The sequence below is a fragment of the Streptacidiphilus sp. MAP12-20 genome, from assembly GCF_041262525.1.
In the GTDB taxonomy this organism is placed as follows: Bacteria; Actinomycetota; Actinomycetes; order Streptomycetales; family Streptomycetaceae; genus Streptacidiphilus.
Genome location: NZ_JBGCCK010000027.1, coordinates 60819 through 82609 on the forward strand (window position 1 = coordinate 60819; position 21791 = coordinate 82609).

24 protein-coding genes are annotated in these 21791 nt (G+C 71.3%); 12 read left to right on the forward strand and 12 right to left on the reverse strand.

Annotated features, from left to right (window positions below; translation table 11 throughout):
• The first annotated feature begins 108 nt into the window (after positions 1-108).
• Together ABIA32_RS28940 and ABIA32_RS28945 are read left to right on the forward strand one after the other, a co-directional pair.
• Positions 109-444, forward strand: a complete 336-nt coding sequence (locus tag ABIA32_RS28940) for a hypothetical protein (RefSeq protein WP_370101722.1) — start codon at positions 109-111, stop codon at positions 442-444.
• Between the two features lie 147 nt (positions 445-591).
• Positions 592-1050 carry a universal stress protein gene (locus ABIA32_RS28945; protein ID WP_370101725.1) on the forward strand — a complete coding sequence of 153 codons (459 nt, stop codon included), beginning with the start codon at positions 592-594 and terminating at the stop codon, positions 1048-1050.
• Between the two features lie 16 nt (positions 1051-1066).
• On the opposite strand, the gene ABIA32_RS28950 is transcribed toward ABIA32_RS28945, so the two are convergent.
• The 3 genes from ABIA32_RS28950 to ABIA32_RS28960 all read right to left on the reverse strand — a co-directional run bounded on the left by ABIA32_RS28950 (position 1067) and on the right by ABIA32_RS28960 (position 3022).
• Positions 1067-1390: a nuclear transport factor 2 family protein gene (locus tag ABIA32_RS28950; RefSeq protein ID WP_370101727.1), complete on the reverse strand. Its 324-nt coding sequence runs from the start codon at positions 1388-1390 to the stop codon at positions 1067-1069.
• Between the two features lie 149 nt (positions 1391-1539).
• Positions 1540-2202, reverse strand: a complete 663-nt coding sequence (locus ABIA32_RS28955; protein ID WP_370101730.1) for a class I SAM-dependent methyltransferase — start codon at positions 2200-2202, stop codon at positions 1540-1542.
• A 61-nt stretch (positions 2203-2263) separates the two neighbouring features.
• Positions 2264-3022: a Mut7-C RNAse domain-containing protein gene (locus ABIA32_RS28960; protein ID WP_370101733.1), complete on the reverse strand. Its 759-nt coding sequence runs from the start codon at positions 3020-3022 to the stop codon at positions 2264-2266.
• An 82-nt stretch (positions 3023-3104) separates the two neighbouring features.
• On the opposite strand from ABIA32_RS28960, the gene ABIA32_RS28965 reads away from it, so the two are divergent.
• A complete protein-coding gene (locus ABIA32_RS28965; protein WP_370101736.1) occupies positions 3105-3521 on the forward strand; it encodes a DUF3224 domain-containing protein in 417 nt (138 codons plus the stop codon).
• A gap of 10 nt (positions 3522-3531) precedes the next feature.
• Here ABIA32_RS28965 and ABIA32_RS28970 read toward each other — a convergent pair whose 3' ends face one another.
• On the reverse strand, positions 3532-6042 hold the full coding sequence (locus ABIA32_RS28970; protein ID WP_370101739.1) for a SpoIIE family protein phosphatase: 2511 nt from the start codon (positions 6040-6042) through the stop codon (positions 3532-3534).
• Positions 6043-6188: 146 nt separating this feature from the next.
• Here ABIA32_RS28970 and ABIA32_RS28975 point away from each other — a divergent pair, with 146 nt between their 5' ends.
• The 4 genes from ABIA32_RS28975 (at position 6189) to ABIA32_RS28990 (ending at position 8648) form a co-directional block, all read left to right on the forward strand.
• Positions 6189-6809: a helix-turn-helix domain-containing protein gene (locus ABIA32_RS28975; RefSeq protein ID WP_370101742.1), complete on the forward strand. Its 621-nt coding sequence runs from the start codon at positions 6189-6191 to the stop codon at positions 6807-6809.
• The gene (locus ABIA32_RS28980) at positions 6802-6978 is read left to right on the forward strand and encodes a DUF6126 family protein (protein ID WP_370101745.1); all 177 of its coding nucleotides are present in this window, start codon (positions 6802-6804) and stop codon (positions 6976-6978) included. The genes ABIA32_RS28975 and ABIA32_RS28980 overlap by 8 nt, the downstream gene beginning before the upstream one ends.
• Positions 6979-7075: 97 nt before the next feature.
• Positions 7076-7444: a YciI family protein gene (locus ABIA32_RS28985; RefSeq protein ID WP_370101748.1), complete on the forward strand. Its 369-nt coding sequence runs from the start codon at positions 7076-7078 to the stop codon at positions 7442-7444.
• Positions 7445-7454: 10 nt separating this feature from the next.
• Positions 7455-8648 (forward strand): RNA polymerase sigma factor, encoded by a 1194-nt coding sequence (locus ABIA32_RS28990; protein ID WP_370101751.1) that lies wholly within the window; start codon positions 7455-7457, stop codon positions 8646-8648.
• Positions 8649-8661: 13 nt separating this feature from the next.
• Here ABIA32_RS28990 and ABIA32_RS28995 read toward each other — a convergent pair whose 3' ends face one another.
• Positions 8662-9267 (reverse strand): cysteine hydrolase, encoded by a 606-nt coding sequence (locus ABIA32_RS28995; protein ID WP_370101754.1) that lies wholly within the window; start codon positions 9265-9267, stop codon positions 8662-8664.
• A gap of 233 nt (positions 9268-9500) precedes the next feature.
• On the opposite strand from ABIA32_RS28995, the gene ABIA32_RS29000 reads away from it, so the two are divergent.
• The gene (locus tag ABIA32_RS29000; RefSeq protein WP_370101757.1) at positions 9501-10073 is read left to right on the forward strand and encodes a hypothetical protein; all 573 of its coding nucleotides are present in this window, start codon (positions 9501-9503) and stop codon (positions 10071-10073) included.
• Positions 10074-10412: 339 nt separating this feature from the next.
• On the forward strand, positions 10413-11318 hold the full coding sequence (locus tag ABIA32_RS29005; protein WP_370101759.1) for a hypothetical protein: 906 nt from the start codon (positions 10413-10415) through the stop codon (positions 11316-11318).
• Between the two features lie 5 nt (positions 11319-11323).
• Here the strand turns inward: ABIA32_RS29005 and ABIA32_RS29010 are convergent, their stop codons facing one another.
• From ABIA32_RS29010 to ABIA32_RS29030, 5 genes are all read right to left on the reverse strand, one after another.
• Positions 11324-11671, reverse strand: a complete 348-nt coding sequence (locus tag ABIA32_RS29010; protein ID WP_370101761.1) for a VOC family protein — start codon at positions 11669-11671, stop codon at positions 11324-11326.
• Positions 11672-11689: 18 nt separating this feature from the next.
• Complete coding sequence (locus ABIA32_RS29015; protein WP_370101764.1) at positions 11690-13039, reverse strand: protein kinase; 1350 nt, start codon at positions 13037-13039, stop codon at positions 11690-11692.
• Between the two features lie 101 nt (positions 13040-13140).
• Complete coding sequence (locus tag ABIA32_RS29020) at positions 13141-14427, reverse strand: sugar ABC transporter permease (RefSeq protein WP_370101767.1); 1287 nt, start codon at positions 14425-14427, stop codon at positions 13141-13143.
• Positions 14424-15260, reverse strand: coding sequence for an ATP-binding cassette domain-containing protein (locus ABIA32_RS29025; protein ID WP_370101770.1), 837 nt, complete (start codon positions 15258-15260; stop codon positions 14424-14426). Before ABIA32_RS29025 ends, ABIA32_RS29020 begins: the two co-directional genes overlap by 4 nt.
• A complete protein-coding gene (locus tag ABIA32_RS29030) occupies positions 15257-16372 on the reverse strand; it encodes a sugar ABC transporter substrate-binding protein (RefSeq protein WP_370101856.1) in 1116 nt (371 codons plus the stop codon). The genes ABIA32_RS29025 and ABIA32_RS29030 overlap by 4 nt, the downstream gene beginning before the upstream one ends.
• A gap of 533 nt (positions 16373-16905) precedes the next feature.
• Here ABIA32_RS29030 and ABIA32_RS29035 point away from each other — a divergent pair.
• The 3 genes from ABIA32_RS29035 to ABIA32_RS29045 all read left to right on the forward strand — a co-directional run bounded on the left by ABIA32_RS29035 (position 16906) and on the right by ABIA32_RS29045 (position 19418).
• Positions 16906-17874 carry a hypothetical protein gene (locus tag ABIA32_RS29035; RefSeq protein ID WP_370101772.1) on the forward strand — a complete coding sequence of 323 codons (969 nt, stop codon included), beginning with the start codon at positions 16906-16908 and terminating at the stop codon, positions 17872-17874.
• 102 nt (positions 17875-17976) lie between these two features.
• A complete protein-coding gene (locus ABIA32_RS29040; RefSeq protein ID WP_370101775.1) occupies positions 17977-18849 on the forward strand; it encodes a maleylpyruvate isomerase N-terminal domain-containing protein in 873 nt (290 codons plus the stop codon).
• Complete coding sequence (locus ABIA32_RS29045; protein WP_370101777.1) at positions 18846-19418, forward strand: PadR family transcriptional regulator; 573 nt, start codon at positions 18846-18848, stop codon at positions 19416-19418. The genes ABIA32_RS29040 and ABIA32_RS29045 overlap by 4 nt, the downstream gene beginning before the upstream one ends.
• Positions 19419-19706: 288 nt before the next feature.
• Here ABIA32_RS29045 and ABIA32_RS29050 read toward each other — a convergent pair whose 3' ends face one another.
• Both ABIA32_RS29050 and ABIA32_RS29055 read right to left on the reverse strand, forming a co-directional pair.
• The gene (locus ABIA32_RS29050) at positions 19707-20666 is read right to left on the reverse strand and encodes a DUF2690 domain-containing protein (protein WP_370101780.1); all 960 of its coding nucleotides are present in this window, start codon (positions 20664-20666) and stop codon (positions 19707-19709) included.
• A gap of 91 nt (positions 20667-20757) precedes the next feature.
• Entirely contained in the window at positions 20758-21753 is a 996-nt protein-coding gene (locus ABIA32_RS29055; protein ID WP_370101783.1) for a rod shape-determining protein, read from the reverse strand.
• Positions 21754-21791: the final 38 nt, after the last annotated feature.

Below are 21791 nucleotides of genomic sequence, written 5' to 3' on the forward strand. Positions count from 1 at the left end.
CGGATCTTCCCGCTGTCCCCGCGTCGCGAGCGAAGCGATGACCTTGGTCCCGGTCCGAGAGGGCCTTTGGCGCGGTCGGACCGCTCCTGAGCTGCGCATGCTCCTTGTATGCGAGTACCGAACCACCGTCCCGCCCGTCCCGCCCGTGTCTTCCGGCGTCCTGGCCGCCGCGCCCTCCAGCTGGTTCTCCTGGGTGCCGCCGCGGTTCCGCTGGTCGCCTGCGGAGCGGCCGAGCGCGCGGACGCCGAGCTCGTCGACCCGCCCGCCACCACCGCGCCGGCCGCACCATCCCCGAGCGCGCCTGTCACTCCGAGAGCGCCGGCCGTCCCGTCAGAGGCACGAGACGCCGCCGAGCGCGGGCGCGACATCGGCCGGGAGGCCGAGCAGCGCGGCCGGGAGCAGGGTGAGCAGTGGCGGCAGTACGGCGAGAGCTGGCGGCGCTGAGACGTCGCGGTCGGGTCAGGACGCCTCGCGTGCGTCGGGCGTGGCGCGTCGTTGCGTCGCGCCCGCTGATGAGAGCGTGGCAACCGCGACATTCATGATGATCACGGACAAGTCGCAGGAACGAGCACACCACCAGGGAGGAAGCGCATGAGCGGACGCGTCGAGAAGGTGCCCGACTTCATCGTTGTCGGGGTCGACGGGTCGACCCACGCGCGCGAGGCGCTGCGCGCGGCGATCCGGCAGGCCGAACTTACCGACAGCATCGTGCACGCGGTCATGGCCTGGGAGTGGCCGAGCATCTTCTCCGTCCCGGAGACCGCGCCCGGCGACGAGGGGCTCAGCTTCGAGGAGCAGGCCCTGCGCCGGCTCGCCGAGGCCGTCGAGGAGGTCACCGGCCCCGGGCCGCAGCCGCGCGTCCGCCAGCGCGTGACCCAGGGATCCGCGACCCAGGTCCTGCTGGACGCGGCCGAGGACGCGGCGCTCCTGGTCGTCGGCAGCCGCGGCTACGGCGGGTTCAAGGGCATCATGCTCGGTTCCGTCAGCCAGCACCTGGCGCAGTACGCGCACTGCTCGGTGCTCATCGTCCGCGAGCCGGAAGGGGACTGATCCACCGACCCGCTGTTCAGGCCTGGCCGGTCTCGAACCGCCGGATCCGCCCGTCCGCGACGTCGAAGCGCCACACGGTGCTCATCTCGCCCCACGTGTCGTTGCGGAACTGCGCGAGCAGTTTGCGCCCGCCCTCGGACTCCTTCTGCACGTCCATCCGGCCGCCGGAGCCGAAGATCTCCCGGTCGATCCAGTCGTGCAGGTCCCGGTCGGAGCCGTCGTCGGACATCGTCGCGTCGGCGGTGAGGAGCCCGAGGAACGCATCCTTGTCGTGCGCGTTGATCGCGGCGACGGCGTGGCGGACGACGGGGTCGGAGAGCTTGTCGGTGGCGATGGTCATGGCTGCCTCTCTGGAGCCGGTTTCGATGGTGCGTGTGCCCAGGGTGTCCGGGGTGTCCGGGCCCCGCCCACCAGCGAACACCCGGCGGCCCGGCTCCGCGCGCGCAGTCCGCCGTTCGAGGGCGAAACGGCGACGTGGCGACCGGCGGCTCAGCGGGGCAGTTGCTGGGTCACCCGCCACAGCCGCCGGGGCAGCTCGCCCTCCTCGAACGCGTGCACCTCGCGCAACTCCCAGCCCTCGGCGAGCCGGTCCATCAGGGCGCGCGAGAAGAAGTGCACGGCGAAGCCCCCGTGTTCCCAGATGTCGTCACCCCGGTCCGCGCCCGCGCCGAAGTGTGCGTCGCCGACGTGCCGGACGGTGTAGACGAACGTCCCGCCCGGCCGCAGCACCCGGGCGATCTCGCGGACCAGGGCCTGGATCTCCTCCGAGGACAGTGCCATGCAGAGCAGCATGTGCGCGAAGACCCCGTCCACGCTCGCGTCCGCGAAGGGCAGCGGCTCGCGGACGTCGTGCCGCTCGGTCCGCACCCGGTCGCTGAGCCCGGCCGTCGCCGCGTCCGCACGGAGCTGGGCCAGGCCCGCGTCGCTGAAGTCGGTCGCCACCACCTGGAAGCCCGCGCGGGCCAGGAAGAGTGCGTCGCGTCCGTGCCCGGCGCCCAGCTCCAGCACCTCCCGCGCGCCCGCCTTCCGGAAGACGGCGGCGGCGTGGCGGGCGGCTTCGGACGGCTCAGGCCCGTACATGCCCGGATTGGCGGAGTAGGTCTGCTCCCAGTGCTGACGCTGCTGCGCCGCCAGGTCGGCGGGTCGGTCCATGGTGTGCTCCCGTGCTGCGGCGTTCGTGTGGGGGTGTTCCGCTCCGGGGCCGGCCCGGAGCTCAGCCCCGCTCGGATCCTGTCACGCCCGCGCGCCGCAACGCGTCCTCGACGATGTCGTTGAGGGCGTCCTGGTGCGCACCGCGCCAGTACGCCCGGCCGCAGCCGGTGCAGCGGGAAAAGGTGTCGTAGGACCGTTCGGTCCCGGGCCGGAGCTGGGACCGGACCTCGTCGACGGAGGCGGCGCGAAGTTCGCCGTTGCAGGCGACGCAGCGGGTCCATGGCGCGAGCGGCGGCGCGAAGCGCTCGAGTACGTCGTCGAGCTGCTCCTCCGGCCGGTGGCTGTACACGTACGCACCGGCCCACAACTCGCGCCGGTGCAGCAGCCCGCGGTCACGCGAGAGCATCACCCGCTCCTCGCGGGCGGACTGCGCCGCCAGCGCGGCGTCACCGATGTCGGTGCGCTCGTACGCGGCGTCGACGCCGAGCAGCCGCAGCCGTCGGGCCAGCGTGCCGAGGTGGACGTCGAGCAGGAACCTGGCCGGACCAGGCAGCGTCTGGGGCCGGACGACGGCCTCGACCCGGATCCGGTCGCCCGCGGCGGGCACGTAGCCGGGCGTGAGCTCGGCCGCGCTGCCGGAGAGAAGGCTGTCGGAGAGACGGCCGACCTCCGTCAGCGGGACGCCCAGTGACTCCACGAGGTGGCCCAGCGTGGACGCGCCGTCGGTGCGCACCCGCGCGCCCTCGGCGGCCCGCCGTGCGGCCGTGACGAACACATGCAGCTCGGGGGCGAAACTGACGATGATCTCCGGTCCGTCCACCCGGTCAGCATGGCACCGGCGCGGCGGGTGGGGCCAGCGCGTTTCCGGCGCCGGTGTCGGACCCGGCGGATAGCCTGACGGCATGCGAGCTTCCGGGACGTTTTCCGTCGTCAGTTTTGTTCCCACCAGTACCGAGGCGCCCAGCGCGGTGGAGACCGCGCTGCCGGTCGGCGTCTCCACGATGGAGAAGCAGTTCGAGGGCGAGATCAGCGGGCGGTCCACCACGCTGTTCACGGCGGCCTTCGACATAAGTGCCGGTGTCGGCACTTATGTCGCCATGGAGTCCTTCGAGGGCACGCTGAACGGGCACAAGGGCGCGTTCAACTTCGCCCACTCGGCCACCACGCACGGCGAGGACCGCGCAGCGGAGTTCTTCGTCCTGGTCCCGGCCAGCGGGACGGGCGAGCTGACGGGAATCACCGGAACGGGCGGCCTCACGGTCGACGCCGACGGGACGCACCGCATCTGGTTCGACTACGAGCTCGGGGGCGGCGCCTAGTCAGGCGCCGTCATTCGCTGTCGTCGTCGCCTTCGGAGTCCAAACCGAGGGCGGTGAGGTCGTCGAGACCAAGCGCCGCGGCGAAGTCGAACTCGGCGGCGGCAGCGGCGGCCGCGTCGTCGCGGTGTTCGGCGTCATCGTTCTTCTCGTTCATCTCGAACCAGACGAACTTGCCTTCCCCGCGCGGGCGGACGCCCCAGCGGTCCGCCAGCAGGTCCAGCAGGACCAGCCCACGGCCGGACGAGGCCATCTCGCCGGGGGAGCGCCGGTGCGGCAGCTCGTCGCTGCCGTCCGAGACCTCGATGCGCAGCCGGCGCTCACCGGCGGGGCCGGACAGTTCGACCAGCAGCGCGGCCTCCTGATCGGTGTGCAGGAGCACGTTGGCCAGCAGCTCGGAGACCAGCAGTACCGCGGCGTCGGCTCCCTCGGGACCGTCCCAGTCCTGGAGGATGCCGCGCAACTCGCGTCGGGCGCCGGCGATCCGCTCGGGCTGGCCCTGACCGATCGTCAGCACCAGGCGGCGGCCGACCGGTTTGGGCGCGCCCACCCGCTGGTCGCGGCGGAGCAGCAGCAGGGCGATGTCGTCCTCCCGGCGATCCGCGAGATGGCCGGGGCCCCGGTGCGAGGCGGGGCCGTGGACGGCTCGGATCAGCGCGTCGGCCATGGCCTCGAGGTCGTCGGCCGGGCCGGGCTCCATCACGTCGCGGACCCGGATCCAGCCGCTGAACATGTCGTGTCCACCGGTCTCGATCAGCCCGTCGGTGCAGACCATCATGACCTCGCCGACCTGCAGCTCGATCTCGGTGACCGGGTAGTCCTCACCGTCCGGCAGCATCCCGAGCGGCAGACCGCCGTCCACGTGCCGGATCACCGTCGTGCCGTCCAACATGCGCAGCACGGGGTGCGGATGTCCGGCGCGCACGATCTCGAGCCGGCCGCGCGCGGGATCCGCCTCGATGTAGATGCAGGTGGCGAACCTGTCCTCGTCCACGCTGGCCAGGAAGCGCGAGGCGCGCGCCAGCACGGCGTCCGGACGGTGGCCCTCGACCGCGTAGGCGTGCACGGCGGTCCGCAGCCGCGACATCACCCCGGCCGCGTGCACGTCGTGCCCCTGCACGTCCCCGACCACGAGCGCGAACCGGCCGCCGGGGAGGTCGATGACGTCGTACCAGTCGCCGCCGACGAGCAGCCCGCCGCCGGTGGGCACGTAGCGCGCGGCGACGGTCAGTCCGTCGATCTCGCGCGCGGAGTCGCCCATGCTGCGCCGCAGGCCCCGCGAGAGCGCCCGCTCGGCCTCGTTGGTGTGGGCTCGCTCCAGCGCCTGGGACAGCATCCGCGCGACGGTCGACAGTACGGCCCGCTCGTCCGGCGTGAACCCGACCTCCGTCGCGAACGCGGCCAGCCACGCGCCGGTCGTCCGCCCGGCCGTCACCAGCGGGAGGAAGGCCCAGGACTTGCGCTCAAAGCCCTGGGCCAGCGGCCAGGTCGCCGGAAAGCGTCGCTGGTACTCGGCGGGCGACGAGAGGTAGATGGGCCGTCCGGTGCGCACCACCTGGGCGGCGGGGTAGTCCGTGTCGAGCGGCATCTGGAACGGCGTGGCCTGCTCGGCGGTGTGACCGTGCTGGCCGACGACGGTGAGCAGCGTGCCGCGCACCCCGAAGACGGCCTGGCCGTCGGGGGAGAAGCCCGGCATGGCGAGCGTCGCGGCGACGCGCAGGACCTCGCTCGTGGTTCCGGCCTCGGCGAGGGCGCGCCCGGCGTCGAGGAGGAACGCCTCGCGGGAGCGCCGCAGGTCCGCCGGGGGCAGCAGCGGCGCAGCGGCCCGTGCGCTGGAGAGGCTGTTGAGCGTGCGTATCTGCTCGCGCTCGGCGCCCGACGCGGCCTGAGCGGCCTGAGTGGCCGGAGCGGTCGGCGCGATGGAGTCGGTCGGCCTGCCCGCGTCGGCGGAGGCCGAGGTGGCGGCGGCGGCCCAGACGGCAGCAGCGGCCACAGCGCGGGCGACCGGGGCGGCGGGTGGATGGACGTCCGGCAGGTGGGGTGCGGCGACCGCCGTGAGGGCGTCAGGCTCCTGGCGGGTCTCGCGGCAGGGGTCGGGGACGACGAAGGAGCCGGCGAACTCCGCCGTGTCCGCCGTGCAGGCGACACACTGCCCGTCCAGCGCCGTTCCCTGCAGCGGATACGGACTGCCGACGGGGCCCGGGGATATCTGGACATGCAGCAGCCGCAGCATGCGGCCGTCCGACGTCAGCACGCGGACCCGTACGTCGTCGGGCCGCCCCTCGGTCGCGACCAGCTGCGCGATCTCGCTCAGCCGGACGAAGTCCTCACCGTGCAGCCGGGAACGCACCGCTGCGGCAGCGAGCGGACGCCCTTCGTCGGGCATCCCGAGCAGGAAGCAGGTGCGGGCGTCGGCCTCCAGCAGCCGCTCGGCCCGGTTCCAGCGCCATACGCCGATGCCGACGGCGTCGAGGACCGAGGCTGCGCCGAGCGCGCCCGGAACCTCGGCGGGTTCGCTGACCATCAGCAGGCCCCTTCGGCGACGGATTTATGCGCTTACCTTACGACTCAGTAGCCGTTCTGAGCACGGCGGAATCGCTCTGTGGAGAGATTTCTTGCCTCAGAGGCAAGAAACTTGCCTGCGGGGCGGGGCGGGTGTGCACTGGGCACATGGACGCGAAGGCACCTGATGGCGCAAGCAGTCCGGGCGGCCAGGCCCTCGCGGCCGAGGAACTGCCCGGCCTCGGCGCCCGACTGCGCGAGCGCCGACTGAGCAGCGGACTGACCCTGGAGGCCGCCGCCGCCCGGATCGGACTGTCGCCCGCACACCTGTCCCGCCTGGAGACGGCCAAACGCCAACCCTCGCTGCCGGTGCTGCTCGGTCTCTCCCGAGCCTACGCGGTCCCCCTCGACGTCCTGTTGGGTGAGGTCCCCGCCACCGCTGCCACCGTGGTGCGCGGCGCGACCGCCGAACCCAGTGCGGCCGGCGGCTGGACCTACCGCCCGGCGGGTGCGGCCGGACGGGCGATGCAGGCCCTGCGAGTGCACGTGCCGCAGCGGCTCCAGGACGCCGTCGTCCGCGTCCACCCGGGCGAGGAGTGGCTCTATGTCCTCACCGGCCGCCTCTCGTTGACCCTCGACCGCGAGCGCCACCTGCTGGAACCGGGCGACTCCGCCCACTTCGACTCCATGCGCCCGCACCGCCTCGCCGCCGACTCGGCGACCGGCGTCGACCTGCTCTTCGTGCACACGTTGCTGCAGAGCCCTACCTCGGAGCTGTGCCTTGGCTGACCACGTCCACCACCCAGTCCGCCCCACTCGTCCTGCTCGCCCCGTCGAGGACGGCAGCACCCGGACCGAGCGCCGGGTGAACATCCGCGTCTTCATCTACGTCATCGGTCTGCACGTCTTCGCGGGCTTCGCGATGTTGCTCTTCTTCCTCGGCCAGCGCGGCCACTAGATTTGCGCAGTGGGGGAGGGATGTCGAAAGACGCAGTTCGGCTCCGACTCCCTGTCGAGCCGCCCCCGGGGCGGAACCCGACGCAAGGAGCAAGGACATGAAGTACCTCCTGATCATGCAGGTCAATCCGGAGATCCTGGATGCCCTCTCGGACGACGAGCGGAAGCTCGTCATGGACGGCCACGGCGAGTTCATGAAGACGGTCCAGGATTCGGGGGAGTTCATCCTCACCCAGGCGCTGGGCGACCCGGCGAACTCGGCCGTCGTCACCGGCACCGGCGGCACGCCTGCCGTCACCGACGGGCCGTTCCTCGAGGCCAAGGAGCACATGGGCGGCTTCTACCTGATCGACTGCGAGAGCAAGGAGCGCGCGATCGAGATCGCCAAGATGATCCCGGACACTCGGATCAAGGGCCTGTCGATCGAGATCCGCCCGGTGATGTTCTCGTGCGGTGCCGATCTGTGAGCAGTCGTCCGTGAGCGCTGAGATCGAGGACTTGCTGCGCAGTCTGGCGCCGCAGGTCCTCGGCACGCTTGTCAGCAGGCACGGGCAGTTCGAAGCCTGCGAGGACGCTGTCCAGGAGGCGCTGTTCGCGGCGTCGGTGCAGTGGCCGGAGGAGGGTGTGCCGAGCAGGCCCGCAGGCTGGCTGGTCACGGTCGCCGGTCGGAGGCTGACCGACTACTGGCGCAGCGAGGCGGCCCGCCGGGAGCGTGAACTGACCGTCAGCATGGAGCCGCCCCTGTCCCCACCGCCGGATGACGACCCGTCCCGGCACGTCGACGACACGCTGCGCCTGTTGTTCCTGTGCTGCCATCCGAAGCTGTCGGCGCCCTCGCAGGTGGCGCTGACGCTCCGGGCGGTCGGCGGCCTCACCACGGCCCAGATCGCGCATGCGTTCCTGGTGCCGGAGGCCACCATGGCGCAGCGGATCAGCCGCGCGAAGCAGACGATCAGGGGCGCCGGATTCCCGGACGGCCCCGAGCGTTTGCCGGCGGTGCTGCAGGTGCTCTATCTGATCTTCAACGAGGGCTACACCGCCACCTCCGGGCCCGACCTGCAACGGGTCGAGCTGGCCACGGAGGCCATTCGACTGGCCCGGCAGGTGCGTCGACTGCTGCCCGACGACGCCGAGGTCGCCGGCCTGCTCGCGTTGATGCTGCTCACCGACGCCCGAGGGGCAGCACGCAGCGCGGACGGCGTGCTGGTGCCGCTCGCCGAGCAAGACCGCGGCCTCTGGAACCGCGCGCAGATCGAGGAGGGCGTGGCACTGGTCGCCGGCGTCCTGCCCAAGGGGCCGGTCGGACCCTACCTGTTGCAGGCCACGATCGCGGCGATCCATGACGAGGCGCCGTCCACCGAGAAGACGGACTGGGCGGAGGTGCTGATCCTCTACAAGATCCTGGACCGTACCGCGCCGAACCCGATGGTCACCCTGAACCGCGCGATCGCGACCGCGATGGTGCACGGCCCGGCCGAGGGGCTGGCCCTGCTCGCCACGCTCGACGGGGACAAGCGGATCGCCGGCCACTACCGGCTCGAGGCGGTGCGCGCGCACCTGCTCGACCTGGCCGGTGCGTACGACCAGGCCCGCGAGCACTACCTGCGGGCCGCGAGGCTCACGTTGAGCCTGCCGGAACGGGAGTACCTGCTGCGCAAGGCCTCGCGATGACCGCCGGTCCGGCTCAGGGGAGCTGGTCGGCGAGCTCGTTCGAGGTCATCGGTGTGGAGAACATCGGGAAGTCGTAGGCGATGGCGTTCTCGTGCTCCTCCTTCGACACGGCGGCCGTGCAGTCGGTGAGCGTGATCACGCGGTAGCCGTTCTCGTATCCGGTGCGCATCGTCGACTCCACGCAGCAGTTCGTCAGGAAGCCGGCCAGGGCGATCGTGGTGATGCCCTTGCTGCGCAGGATGAAGTCCAGGTTGGTGCTGGCAAAGGTGTCCAGGCCGCGCTTTCCCTCGACGACGATGTCGCCCTCCTGAGGTGCCATCACGTCCGCGATGTCCGCGCCCCAGCTGCCCTTGACGAAGGCGTTGCCGTCCACCACGCCCTTGAGGATGCCGTAGGGGTGGCGGGTGATCTCGTGGTACCCGGGCGCGAAGGAGATCGGCGCGTGGACGATCACCACTCCCGCCGCGCGCGCGTCGGCGACGAGCCGACGGGCGTTGTCGAGCATCCCGGTCGCCTCCATGACCGGGCGCACGGCGTCGTGCAGCACGCCGCCCTCGGACGTGAATTCGTTCTGGAATTCGATGAGTACGAGCGCGGTGGTCGCCGGGTCGATCGCCATGGGGCCTCATCCTCTCGGGGGAGCGACGGACGGCCGTCCGTCCATCCGTTCCACGGCAACTCAAGCACTGCGACGTGCCGTTGACGAGACCACGGGAGAGTGATCGTCGGGCCCGCTCCTCGTGCAGGAAGCCGTGAGTGACGGCACTTCGCGTGTCGGGCCACCGCGGCGGCGTGCCGCTGGGCGAAGGTGGGCGCGGGGATCTGTGCCGATCGAGCGGAGCACGCGGAACCATGACGACACCGCCGCAGCCGGAGCCGCTGCCGGAGCGGGAGCGGGAGCGGGAGCCGGAGCCCGAGGAGACAGGGGCGACGGTTGCGGCGTCCGCGGAGGCGGACAAGCAGTGGCTGTTCGGCGGGGTCTACGGGACGGTGCTGGCCTCTGCCGTCCTCGCAGCACTGCACGACGCGGGGGACGACTTCACGCCGTACTACGACGCCGCCTGGATCGTGATCACCGCCATGACCGCCGCCCTCGCCCACGGATACGCCCACCACATGTCCGCGCATCTCGAAGGCGGATACGCCCACCGCCTGCGTCAGCTGGCCCGCGCTCTCGCGGACGAGTGGACCCTGGTCGTGGCCTCGTTCCCGACGGTCTTCCTGCTGCTCCTCGCGGGCGCGGCGGGTTGGCACATCGAGCCGGTGACCTGGGCGGGTCTCGGCCTGAACGTGGTGCTGCTCTTCGGCTGGGGCCTGACGACGGCACAGCGCGCCGGCTACCGGCTGCGCTCCGCACTGGCGATCGGTGCGGCGGACGCGACGCTCGGGGGGCTGATCGTCGTGGCGAATGCCCTGATCAAGTGACCAGGGCATTCGACGACGCGAAAGCGAGCGGGTCGCTCTCCTTTGAGCTACAGCCCCATGAAGTGGAGCTGGGAGGACTTGCACGCTCCATCTACCCGCTCAATATCCAGCTTACGGAGATCGGCGAAGCGCGCCACTCGGGCCGCCGGCGAACTGGTTGAAACTGGCGCCGCACGCCCACACGCAGGTGGACGCCCCTTGGGTGCCGTCCCCCATTCAGGCGAATTGTCGTGGACACGAGCCGCCGTGCCCGAAGGCCGGGGCCCCGCGTCCCAGCATGGACGCGGGGCCGCAGCGCATTCAGGGCAGCGGCGCGCCCCTCGTTGGAGAGGACCCTGCATGCTCAGACCGAGCTCCATGCTGAAGTCGAAGAGGCTCGCCGCCGCCGTCACCACGGCGGCGCTTGCCCTGGTCGGCCCGGCGGTCACCGGCGGTTCGACCGCCTCCGCCGTCACTCCGCCGACGACCGTCCACGTGCAGATGACCAACATGGGATTCGCCCTCCCCGCGTCGGTCCACGCGGGTTTCGTCACCTTCTCGGTCAGCACCAAGGACAAGACCGGCCACGACCTGCAGGGTCTGCAACTGCACGCGCACGTGACGGTCGCGCAGATCATTGCCGACATTCATCAGGCCGTCAATCACGCGACCTCGGCGGCCGGCATCCGAGCGCTCGCGCGGGATGCGACGCTGGTCGGCGGCGCCGCAGTCGAACCCAGCACGACGGTCGATTCGACGATCCCGCTCACGAAGGGGACCTACTACTTCTTCGACTTCGACCAGTTCTTCGTTCCGAAGGCTCCGCCGCCCACCTTCCACAAGCTCGAAGTCGAGTGCGACTTCGTCGGCGGGATGCCTGCGCACAAGGCCGAGATCGACCAGGTGGTGACGAAGAAGGGCCCGCGCTTCCACGGACCCAAGGACCTCGACCTGGGCAGCACCATCCTGGTGCGGAACAAGGCGGACGAGATTCACGAGGCCATGTTCCAGGCGGTGAACCCCGGCATCGACGACGCCAAGCTGTCGCAGGCCTTCGCCGCGATCGCGGCGGGCAAGAAGCCGCCGTTCAACCCCTTCGCGGAGTCGGTCAGTCGTGGTCTGGCGGCGATGTCTCCCGGTCGCTTCCAGCTGCTGAAGTTCCACCCGAAGGCCGGGCACTACGCGATGCTCTGCTTCGTGCCGGACGACAAGTCGGGCATCCCGCACGCGTTCCTCGGGATGCACAAGGTCGTCACGTTGAAGTGAGCCGCTCAGCCATGAGCGAGGGGGTGACGTGGCTCGTAGAGGGCCAGGTCGCCCCCGCCCGGCAGGCGCAGTCCGGTCAGCAGTCCCCACGCCAGCTCCTGGACCGGGCGGGTGAACTCGACGCCCTTGGCCTCAAGCTCGGCGACCGTCGCCGTCAGGTCGTCGCACATGAGCATGAGTTCGTGCGAGTGCACCGCCTCGGTCGGATGGACGGCGATCTCCGTCGGTGGGGCCTGGAAGATCAGCCAGCCGCGGCCCGCGTCGACACTTGGCAGGCCGAGTACGTCCCGGAAGAAGTCGCGGTCAGCCGCCGCGTCGCTGCTGTAGATCACCACATGGGCGCCGTTGATCACATCTCGAAGTTAAGGCGCTCACGAGCCGGGGGCAAGCGCGGGCGCGCGAGAGACGGACAGATCAACCGTCGCACCTCGTGGCAGCGCGGTCCCGGCCGCGGGCAGCTGCGCGCAGACGGTACGCGGCGCGGCTGCGCTGCCCGTACAGCTGCCGACGCCGATGTGGCCGACGCGCAGACCCATGCCCTGGAGCAGGTGGCGGGCATGGCTGAGGCTCAGCTGCGTCAGGTCGGGAGCCCGCAGCGATCCGGGTGCGCCGGAGCCGTGGGTGGCGGCGGCGCCGCTGCCGGGGCCGAAGCCGAACCAGGCACCAAGGGAGACGGCGAGAGCGATCCCTGCGGTCACGGTGACCAGCTTCTTCCCGAATCGCCGCCGAGCCCGCGGCGTCGCTGTCGGCGGTAGCGTCGGAACCACCCGAAGGCCGGCGACATCTGCCGTGCCCGTACCTGCGCCCGCACCCGCGCCCGTCCCCGCACCGGCAAGCACAATCGCCGTTCGGGCCGGACTCGCGCCCAGCTCCTCCGCACCCAGCACCGCCGTCACCGCGTCGCGCATCGTGGCCGCGTCCGGGTACCGCTGGGCCGGATCGCGGGCGAGCGCACGCGCGACCAGGGCGTCGACGGCCGGTGAGAGGGCCGGGGCGAGGAGCGACGGAGCCGGGGCGTCCTCGCGGATGCGACGCCAGATGGTGTCCAGCGGGGTCGCCGCGGTCAGCGGCGGTTCGCCGGTGAGCAGTTCGTGGAGCAGACAGCCGACGGAGTACAGGTCGGTGCGCGCGTCGACGGGCTCGCCCCGGGCCTGCTCGGGAGAGAGGTAGTCGGCCGTGCCGACGACCATGCCTGCGGCGGTGAGCGTCTGCTGAGCGGACGCGTCCATACTGCGGGCGATGCCGAAGTCCATCAGCTTGACCGTACCGTCGTCCGCGACCATGACGTTGGCCGGCTTGACGTCGCGGTGGATCATCCCGTGGCGGTGGGCGTGATCGAGCGCGTCCAGGAGGTCGGCGGTGATCCGCAGGGCCTGCGGGGCCGGGAGGGGCCCCTCGTCGGCCAGCAGGCGGGCCAGCGTGCGGCCTGGGAGGTACTCCATGACCAGGTACGGCAGGTCCATGGTCCGGCCCGCGCCCTCGCCCGAGTCGAAGACGGCGACCACGCACGGGTGGTTGAGCGAGGCCGCGGCGCGGGCCTCGCGGCCGAAGCGAACCCGGTAGACCGGGTCGGCGGCGAGCTCGGGACGGAGGACCTTGACCGCGACGGTGCGGTCAAGGCGCAGGTCGCGGCCCCGGTGGACCTCGGCCATGCCGCCGCTGCCGAGCAGCTCACAGAGCAGGTAGCGGTCGCCGAGTGCGGGGGTCTGCAGGATTTCCACGACGGGATGCTGGACCGGTTCCTTGTGGAAATCATGTGACTCCCACGACGACTCCCACAAGGAACCGCGGGCGATGCAAGCCCAATGCGAGCCCGGACGACCTACGCCCGCCCGGAGGACTTCTGCGTGCGGCGCGACAGCGAGTCGACCACGACTGCGGCCAGCAGCACCGCGCCGGTGATCATGTACTGGATGTCCAGCGTCAGACCGAGCATGAAGAGCCCGGAGTTGATCGACTCGATCACCAGGATGCCCAGCAGCGCGGACCAGACGCGACCGCGACCGCCGAAGAGGCTGGTGCCGCCGATGACGGCCGCGGCGATGGCCATCATCAGGTTGTTCGGGTCGGCGCCCGCCTGACCGGCCGCGTTGGTGGTGGCCGCGATGGCCAGACCGCCCAGCGCCGCGAAGAAGCCGGAGATCGAGTAGACCGAGATCCGGACCATCGACACGCTGATACCGGCCCTGCGGCTGGCCTCGATGTTGCCGCCGACCGCGAAGATCTTGCGGCCGTAGGTGGTCCTGCGCAGCACGAAGTCGCAGACGACCAGCACCACCAGGAAGAGCACCATGTTGTTCGGCACGCCGGTCGCCCGGTTCAGCACCCAGGCGATCAGGAACGCACCCACCGCCAGCGTGCCCGTGCGGAAGAGCAGCTCGCCGGTCGGCCGGTAGGGGACGCCTGCCGCCTTCCTGCGCCGCTGCAGCAGGAGCAGCCCGACCAGCATCCCCACCACGGCGATCGCGGCCAGGAGATAGGCGCCGATGATGCGGCCGTTCAGGAAGAACGAGTTGCCGGACAGGTAGTGGTTGAGGCCCTTGTCCTCCAGGTTGATCGTGCCGGTCGATCCGAGCAGCCAGAGCATGACGCCCTGCCAGGCCAGGAAGCCGGCCAGGGTGACCACGAAGGCGGGCACGCCGATCTTGGCGAAGATCGTCCCCTGCAACGCCCCGATGGCCGCGCCCGCCGCGAGCGTGGCGATGACCGCCACCCACGCGTTCCAGTGGTGCGTGACCGAAAGCACCGCGTAGAGCGCTGCCGACAGGCCGCTGACCGAGCCGACCGACAGGTCGATCTCGCCGAGCAGCAGTACGAAGACCAGGCCCACGGAGAGCAGGCCGAGCCCGACCATGTAGTAGGCGATGAACTCGGCGTTCGTGGCCTTGAAATACGCGCTGTCCTTGAGGCTGAAGATCAGCCAGATGATCACCAGGCCGATGACGACCGGCAGTGAACCGAGCTCGCCACCGCGGATCTTGCGGCGGAACTCGTGCACATATCCGCGCCAGCCCTCCTGCCGGACCAGCAGGCGCGGGTCGACGGGCGGCGGGACCGCGGGCGGGGGCGTCGGATCGGAACCCGGGGAGGGTACGAGGGGGTCGGTCATGCGTCTCCCTCCGGGCGCTGTTCCGTGGCCCTGGCCTGACGGCGGGTCACCGCGTTGTCCGTGGCCCCGGTGATGGCGGAAATGATGCTCTCCTGGGTTGTCTCCCGGACCGGGAAGGTGCCGTTGTTGCGTCCCAGCCGCAGCACGGCGACCGTGTCCGCGACTGCCCGCACGTCGACCATGTTGTGGCTGATCAGGATCACCCCGAGGCCCCGGTGGCGCAGCCGTTCGACCAGGTCGAGGACCTGCGCGGTCTGCTCCACGCCGAGCGCGGCGGTGGGCTCGTCGAGGATGACGACCTTGGGGTCGCCGATCAGCGAGCGGGCGATCGCCACCACCTGGCGCTGACCGCCGGAGAGGCTCGCCACCGGGATCCGGACGCTTGGGATCCGGATGGAGAGTGTGTCCAGCAGTTCCTGGGCGCGCTTCTCCATGGTGACCTCGTCCAGGGTGCCGCGAGTGGTGAGCTCGCGGCCGAGGAAGAGGTTGGCGACGACGTCGAGGTTGTCGGCCAGCGCGAGGTCCTGGTAGACGGTCGCGATGCCGAGATGCTGCGCGTCCTGCGGCCGGTGGATGGAGACCGGGCGGCCCTCCCACTCGATGACGCCCTCATCGATCGGGTGCACCCCGGCGATCGTCTTGACCAGCGTCGACTTGCCGGCGCCGTTGTCACCCACCAGGGCGACGACCTCGCCGGTGTGCACGTCGAGGTCGACGTCGGAGAGGGCCTGCACGGCGCCGAATCGCTTGGAGACGTCGCGCAGGGCGAGCACCGGCCCGCCGGAGGGCGCATAGCCCTCCGGCGGGCCGGCGGGTGCGAGCGAGCTCGTCACGAGAGGCCCGCGGACTTGCAGGCCGCCGCGAAGTCGGGGGTGCAGATCTGCGCGACGGTCCAGAGGCCGTCGGCGACGACGGTGCTCTTGATGTTGGCCTTGTTGACCAGGACGGGCGTCAGCAGGTCGGAGGGGACCTGGTTGCCGGAGCCGTTGGTCTTGGTGGAGTTGACGATGTTGGAGGGGATCTGACCGGACAGCAGGCCGACCGCCAGCTCAGCGGCGGCCTCGGCCTCGGGCTTGTAGGCCTTGTAGATGGTGAAGGACTGGGTGCCGGCCACGATCCGCTGGATCGCGTCGAGCTGTGCGTCCTGGCCGGTGAGCGGGAGGGCGCTGAGACCGGCGTTCTTCATCGAGGTCGCGATACCGGCGGCCATGCCGTCGTTGGCGGAGTAGAAGCCGGCGATGTTCGACGCGCCGAGCTGGTTGATCGCGGCGGTGGCCTTCTGCGCCGCGATGTCGGGCTTCCACAGGCCCGAGGCGTCGTAGGCGATGTCGAGCTTGCCCTTGACCGCGCCCTGGAAGCCGTTCTTGAAGTCGGCGGCGTTCGGGTCGGCGGAGTCGCCGTCGATCTCCACGATCTTGGCGGACGGGGTGGCCTTGGAGCCCATGGTGGCGAGCAGGCCCTGGCCCTGGAGCTGGCCGACCTTGACGTTGTCGAAGGAGACGTAGGCGTCGACCGGGCCCTGGGCCAGGCGGTCGTAGGCGACGACCTTGATGCCCTTGGCCCTGGCGGCATCCACCGAGGACTTGATCTGGGCCGAGTCCTGCGCGTCGACGACGAGGACCTTGACGCCCGCGTTGATCATCGTCGTGGCCTGCTGCGCCTGGGTCTGCGGGCTGCCACCGGCGTTGGCGTACTTGATCTCGACGTTGGGCGCGAGGGCCTTGACCTTCGCCTCGAAGAGCGGCTTGTCGAACTGCTCGTAGCGGGTGGTGGTGTTCTCCGGCAGCAGCAGTCCGATCGACCCGCTCGCCGCAGCCCCTGAACTGCCCGCGCTCGCCGAGGACGAGGACGAGCTCGAAGTCCCGGCCTTGCCACAGGCCGCCGCGGCCAGGACCAACGAGACGACAGCGGTGGCGGTGGCGACGCGCTTGAGAGGGTGCTTGATCACGATGTGGGCCTTCCACGACACGCCGCTGAGGCGGCTGAACGAACCAGCTGCAGGGGCCGCCTACGCGGCTCCCGTCCGTCGCACCCCCCACGACGGCGCTCCGATTCAAGCCCTCCGAGGTGCCGAAGGAGTCCGGACACACCCATCGACACGGCCTCGTTCGACCGGTTGGCCCAATGCGGCGGCCGACGGAGCGGGCGGACAGGGCAGATCGGGGGCCGGGCAGAGCGGGCGGTCGGCGCCGGGAGTCGCGGCAGCGGGTACGCCCGCTGAGTCGCGGCGCACCCCGGGCGGGCCCGGGTGGAGGCCGTGGCGGAGGCGCGCGAGGCGCGGCGCACCGGACCGTGCAGCTTGTGCGGTTCTGACGGTCTATCGGCTGTCACACCGGAGAATGTTTCTGACATACATTCATCGGCCGGAGGATTTGCGGTCTTTGGACGTTCGCGCCATGGACATTACAGCCGAATCGACGCTAGGTTCCCGGGTGGCCACGTCGTGGTCGAACACCGCGCGACCCCAAGGGGACCACTGTGCGCATACGCACGCTCGGAACGGCGGCCCGCACCCTTGCCGCACTCTCCCTCGCCGCCTTCGCGGCGGCCACCCTCAGTACCGGAGCCCAGGCGCACACCGTGCCCTCGGGGCCGGCCGTCGCAGCGCACCACGGCGTCAAGCCGATCAGCCGCACCGCGCCCGTGTCCGCCTCCCCGTCCGCCGTGACCCTGAAGAGCCGGAACACGCTGAGCGTGCGGTCGAGTGGAACCCAGGGCGTGGTGTCGCCGACGCCCCAGGTCTACCTGGTCTTCTGGGGCTCCCAGTGGTCGAGCGACCCGGCCGGCGTGGCGCCCGACCTGCAGAACATGTTCAAGGGCCTCTATGGCGCGCAGGACACCTGGGGCACCATCCTGACCCAATACTGCGAGGGCGTCCCGAGCGGCACCACGACCTGCGGCAGCAACGGCACCCACGTGACCCACCCGGGCGCGAGCCCGCTCGCCGGAGTCTGGTTCGACAACGCCGCGGCCGCGCCGTCGAGCGCGACCGCTGCCCAGATCGCCGCCGAAGCCGCGTCCGCCGCGGCGCACTTCGGTAACACCACGCAGGCGCCGAACCTCAACGCGCAGTACGTGGTCGTCTCGGCGACCGGTACCCACCCGGACAACTTCCCGACCTCGAACTTCTGCGCCTGGCACGACAAGACCACGTCCAGCTACGGCACGCTCGCCTACACCAACCTGCCGTACGTGCCGGACCTGGGTGCGGGTGCCTGCACCACCTTCACGGACGGCCGGATGCTCTCCGGCATCGAGTCCACCGAGACGCACGAGTACGCCGAGACGGTCACCGACTTCTGGCCCAGCATCGGCTGGAACGGACGCGGCGGTGAGATCGGGGACGAGTGCCAGAACCTGGACGCCTACGTGCCGCTCGGCACCGGGACGTTCGATCTCCAGGGCCTCTGGTCCAACGCGGCCAACGCCTGTGTGACGAAGGGCTGACAGCGGCAGAGCGGGTAGCACGGATCTGTCACTGTGGACGGTCGTGACCGTCCACAGTGACAGATCTTGACGCACGGCTCCGGCGGCCCCAGACTCCTCGCCATGATGACCGTCGAGCCCGACCTGAACGTGTTGCGCGCGGCCCTGCGGGACGAGAGCGAGCGGCTGGCGCAGGCGATCCACGCGTGTGCGCGCCTGGACCAGCGCGTTCCCGGTCTGGACTGGACGAGCGAACAGCTTGTCGCTCATCTCACCGTCGTCTACCGGGTCTTCGCGGCGACGATCCGCGGTGAGCGACTGCCGGAGGGGATGGAGCTCGTCACCGCGGGGGCCGCGTCGCTGCCGCAGAGCGTCGCCGCCGCCAACGCGGCGAGCGTCGCGGCCGTCGGCTTCGGGAGTCCGACCGAGGCTGCGGACGAACTGCGGTCTCAGGCCGGGGAGTTGCTCGCCGCGCTGGCGCCGGATCGGCAGATCGACGTCGCCGAGCTCCGGCCGACGCCCTGGTACGGGTCGGGCATCTCGCTGCCGCTCGGCACGCTGGCCGCACTGGCGGTCAGCGAGACGCTGGTGCACGGCCTCGACCTCGACCGCGCCCTCGGCCGTCGGAACGCACGGCTCGCCCGCCCGGCGGCGGCGGCCGTGGCGCCGACGGTGATGAGCAGCATGCTGCCGCTGCTGGTCGATCCGAGGGGCGTCCGAGGGCGTGACTACGGCTTCGAGTTGCGGGTGCGTGGCGGAAGGCCGTTCGTGCTGCGGATAGCCGAAGGCCGGGCCTGGTGCGAGAACGTGGGCGACGACGCGACGAACAGCACGAGCGGCGTGGACTGCGTGATCTCGCTGACCGGCGAGGCCGCGCTGCTCATCGGCTTCGCCCGCCGGCCGCTGTGGCGTGCGACCGCGACCGGCGCGGCGCTGGCGTACGGGCGAAAGCCCTGGCTGGGCCTGCGGTTCCACACGCTGTTCCTGACCCCGTGAGCGAGGTCAACCCGACGGCGGCCTCCCTGCTCGGGTTCCTGCACGACGGACCGCAGACCGGCTGGGACCTGGTGGCCCGCGCCGAGGCGATGATCGGCCCGTTCTGGTCGCTGACGCGGAGCCAGGTGTATCGCGAGCTCGCACGGATGGCCGAGACCGGCCTGGTCAGCGCGGGGACGCCCGGTCGCCGCGAGGCCCTCCCGTACGAGATCACTGAGGCCGGGCGACGGGCCTTCTCCGACTGGGCGGCGCGCGGTCCTGGCGAAGCGACGGTGCGACTGCCGCTGCTGCTCTTCGTCAGCCTGGGTCGCCACATGCCAAGGGAGCAGCTGGCCGCGATGCTCGCCGAGCAGCGACGGCAGCAGGCGGAGCTGTTGGCCGGCTATCTGCGCGTCCGGGCCGAGCTCACCGAAGCCGCCGCCGACCCCTATCTCCTGGCCACGCTGGACTTCGGCATCGCCACCGCGCGCGGCACCGTCCGTTGGATCGACCGGCTGCCCGAGGAGATCCGAGGCGCGCCTGAGGGTGGACGCTCGGGCCCGCGCGCCCCGGTCGGTATCCGGAGCTGAGCGCGCCTGAGTTCTTCGGAGTTCTGGCGGAGCGGACCCCGGAATTCACCCGGGCACTGCGCGAACTGGCAGGCCGCTGAACGCTCGTCCCACCTCTCCCGGCGACGGCCCGTTTCCTCTTTCCCGTCTCAAACAGCAGGTCAGAGCCGTGAGACGGCCGGGTATGGGCTGTGGGACACCGCTGCCGGCCAATCGGCCCGATTCCGTCGGGCAGAGTTGTCGTCGAACGGCGTCCGGGCAGCACGGGGGTACTGCCCGGGCGTCAAATATTCAGAGACATTTGCTGTGTCAGGAATGTGCGACGGGCGGCGAGAGGGTGTTCGTGCAGCCGTGGCCGTGCGGCGGGTAGCCGCAGACGCGCAGGCCGACGGCCGGGTCGCTGGCGTCCACCATCATCGAGTAGTTGTCGAAGCCCCAGTGGACCTTCGCGGTCTGCTCGTCACCGGCGGTGGTGGAGATGGTGGCGAAGTCGCCGGGCTCGGCGTTGGTGAGGCCGCCCCAGGCGGCGTGGCAGCGCGCGCTGTAGTGCAGGTAGATGACGATCTTTCCGACATTGGTGGTGACCAGGCTCTTCGAGTCGGTCACGCAGCCCGTCGACTGGGGGTCCTTGCCGGCACAGCCGACCCCGTCGCAGGGAGGCGGCGTGGCGCTCTTGCCGGGTGTGGCCGAATGCTGGACCGGCCCGGGGCCGAGTGCCTGCGGGGTGGGATTGCTGCTCGGGGCGGCGAGATAGGCGCCGCCGGTCGCACCGATGAGCGCCGAGGTGACGGCCAGCAGCACGCTGCGGTAGTGCCGTCGCCACCGGTCGCGGAGCAGCGTCGCGAGCGGCGGCGACGCGGGGGACGGTGACGCGGAAGTCGGCGCCGCGAGAGGCCGCGCCGTGGGGGAGGGTGCTGCGGTGGACGCCCCGGTCGCGGCAGGCGCGGCTACCGCCTCGGCGGCAGCCGGCCGCTGACCGGCCGGCGTGGGTTCCGCACTCTGCTCGGCTTCGAGGAGAGCCTGCTCCAGAAGCGGCAGGAGCGCGCGGGCGCTCTCGTCCACGGAGACGGCGAGACTCTCCAGCGCGTGCTCGGTGATGAGCCGCTTGCCGTTGAACCAGCGCTCCCAGGACGCCTTGCTGTAGTGCGTGCGCGTGCCGATCTGAGTGAGCGAGAGGCCGCTGCGGTCTTTGAGGCCGCGGAGTTCCTCGGTCAGGCGGCGGGCGGTCCCGCGCACGTCGTCGGGTATCGGCCGCCAGTTCGCGCCCACGGTTTAGTCACTCGCTTCCGGTCGGGGGGAGACGGGCCAGTCTCCCACAGCCGGAGCACAGGAATGATCTCCCGCCCGACGGCCCCGCCCTCTACCTGACCGACGAGTGCGCGTCCACGTGCGTCGCGCCGCGCGCGGACGCGCCGAGTACGCCCAGGCCACGGGCGGTGCAGGTCTCCGGGTCCGGCGCGAGGTGGACGGGCAGCGCCAGGCGCTCCTGCAGTGTCGCGCAGAGCCACGCGTCGCGGGCGCCGCCGCCGGTGAGGACGATGCCGTGCTCGGTGATGTCCGCGCTCAGCTCGGTGGGGCAGCGGGCGAGCAGGTTGCCCATGCCCTGCACGATCACGTCCACCACCGGTGAGACGGCCTGGTGCACCTCTTCGGGCGCGAACTGGGCCAGCACCGGCGTTCCGTACTCCGTGCGGCGCGCCTTGACCTCGACGAGTCGGCCCTCGCCTGCGGCGATCTTGACCTGCTCCGCGGCGGCCGGGCCGAGGTCGACACGGTGGCGGCGTCGGGCCCAGGTGGTGAGTGCGCGGTCCAGCGCGACGCCGGCCACCGTCAGCGAGCAGGCGCTGACGATGCGGCCGAAGGCGAAGACGGCCATGTCGCTGGTCCCGCCGCCGAGGTCGACGACCATGCTGCCGGTCTCGCGCTCGATGGGCATGCCTGCGCCCACGGCGGCGGCGAGCGGCGTCGGAACCGTGACGGCCCTGGCCGCGCCGGCTTGGAGCAGCGCCTGTTCGAGTGCCTTGAGGTGGATCCCGCGACTCTCCACCGGAACGGCTGTCGCCACCGTCGGACGCAGCGCGAACCGTCCGGGGCGGGCGGTGTCGATCACGTGGCGGGCCAGCACCCTGGCGGCGTCGAAGTCGGTGACCGCGCCGCCGTTCAGCGGCGACACGGTGCCCATGCCGGGCGGAGTGCGGCCGACCATCTGCTGGGCCGGCTCACCGAAGGCGAAGGCGATGCCCCGGTTGAGGTCGTAGGCGACGACTGACGGCTCGTCGAAGACCACACCCTGGCGCGGACGCCAGGCGCGGACCCGGGAGGTGCCCAGGTCGAGCGCGATCAGACGGTCGGTCACCACCCCGCTCCCGGGCACCCTGCGCACCGAGCCCCTGC